This is a genomic window from Hydrotalea flava, from assembly GCF_001623405.1.
Lineage (GTDB): Bacteria > Bacteroidota > Bacteroidia > Chitinophagales > Chitinophagaceae > Hydrotalea > Hydrotalea flava.
Genome location: NZ_LUHG01000089.1, coordinates 1 through 1,810 on the forward strand (window position 1 = coordinate 1; position 1,810 = coordinate 1,810).

At 43.9% G+C, this 1,810-nt stretch carries 2 protein-coding genes; both read right to left on the bottom strand.

Annotation, left to right across the window (positions count from 1 at the left end; all coding sequences use genetic code 11):
• Nucleotides 1–542, bottom strand: a 542-nt coding sequence (locus A0F92_RS10465) for a S66 peptidase family protein (RefSeq protein WP_167517022.1), incomplete at its 3' end; no start/stop codon positions are given.
• A 78-nt stretch (nucleotides 543–620) separates the two neighbouring features.
• Nucleotides 621–1,810, bottom strand: a 1,190-nt coding sequence (locus tag A0F92_RS15850) for a hypothetical protein (RefSeq protein ID WP_253810360.1), incomplete at its 5' end; no start/stop codon positions are given.

The window sequence follows — 1,810 nt, forward strand, 5'->3', positions numbered from 1 at the left end:
ATAATAGAAAGGTTACCCCCCACCAGCTCCGCATTGGCCATCCCCTGACGGTTCAAAGGATGCACCGGCACGGTATAATGCACCGGCTTGCCAGCCAAAATGGCTTTGAGCGAAGCCACCGATTCCCGCTCAGCTCCCCCCTCATTAAAAGCACCGGCCATAGGTGCATGCAGGGCAGGTACGCCCAGCCGGTTTAAACGGGCATGTAATACCGAAATATCACTAAAGCCAATGATCCATTTGGGATGTTGTAAAAAAGCAGTAAAATCCAGTTCATCTATAATTCTGCTTAACCCATAACCACCACGTGCACACAAAATGGCATCAATAGCCGGATTATTGAGCATGGCCTGCAGGTCGGCCTGCCGCTCCGCATCTGTACCGGCAAAATAATGGTATTGCAAACCCACAGTAGCACCCAATTGCACATTATACCCCCATTGTTGTAAAGTAGTTATACACGCTTGCACTTGTTCCATAGGCATATAGCCCGATGGACATACTATGCCAATGGTGGAATTATTAGGTATATAGGATGACATTAAAACCATTTATGACTATTTCCATAAAAAGAGCCTACTGATACCTGCATACCAGTAGGCTCTTGAAGATAGGTAATGTTATTGAATAATGGTTACATTAAAAGTAACATTACCAATCGAATTATTGTTACCAGTATTAGTAAATCCAATGCGCAGCGTATTAGTAGCAGAAACTCTAACCCAACCAATACCAATACCAGCATTTAAATCACTTTGAGGTGTAAGAATTACAGTTGCTCCAACATTGGCTCCAGGCAAAGTAACAGTCAATATACGTGTTGTATTATAATTAAAGTTTGTATTATCATTTATACTTATTGTAGTTCTAATAATACTATTCAGTACTGTACCATTCACTCCAATTTTAGCGGTACCGTTCACATCTAAATTAGCTTGTGGGGTGGTAGTTTGTATGCCTACCTGTCCATTAGGATCCACTATACTTAAAGCTGTACCTGCCGAATTTTGCCATTCCTGCAAATTATTGGTTTGTGTACCATTGGCTTGAATAATTAACCCTTTTCTATCAGTGGTATTTAAAATTCGTGTATTATAACTTCCAATTCCCCCTTGGAATGCTGGGAAAACTGCAGTTGCGCGTCCACCTAACAAATCCATGCCCCAATAAGCACCCACCTGCAAATTACGGCCTCCACCACCCTGCCATACAATATCACCACCACTGCCACCCATTCTGAAGTCGCCGGTACCGGCAGAATTGGTAAACAGAATTTGAGCAATATTGGTTTGGCTACTCTGTGCATCCACCTGTAAAATACTGGACGCACCAGGCTTAGATATATTAACCGTACCGGCCACATCTAGTAAATTAGCCGTATTGGGTGTTCTACCAATACCTATTTGACCGCTAGACAATATTCTCAATCGTTCTAAAGAATTAGTTTTAGCAACAAAATCTACAGCATCTGTAGTACCAATAAAGTTGGTACCAGCCGTAGTACCTGCATTACCAACTAATAACCAACCATTTGTATTACCTGTAGCCCCGGTGGCACCTGTAGCGCCAGTTGTTCCGGTAGCTCCTGTTGCACCTGTTGCTCCTGTATTACCAGTGGCACCAGTTGCTCCGTTTGTTCCATTGATTCCTGCTGCACCAGTAGCACCTGTAGTTCCTGTGGCGCCGGTGGCTCCAGTGGCTCCAGTATTACCTGTTGCACCTGTGGCTCCTGTAGTTCCTGTATTTCCTGTTGCTCCTGTATTTCCTGTTGCACCGGTTGCACCTGTATTACCAGTGGCACCTGTTGCTC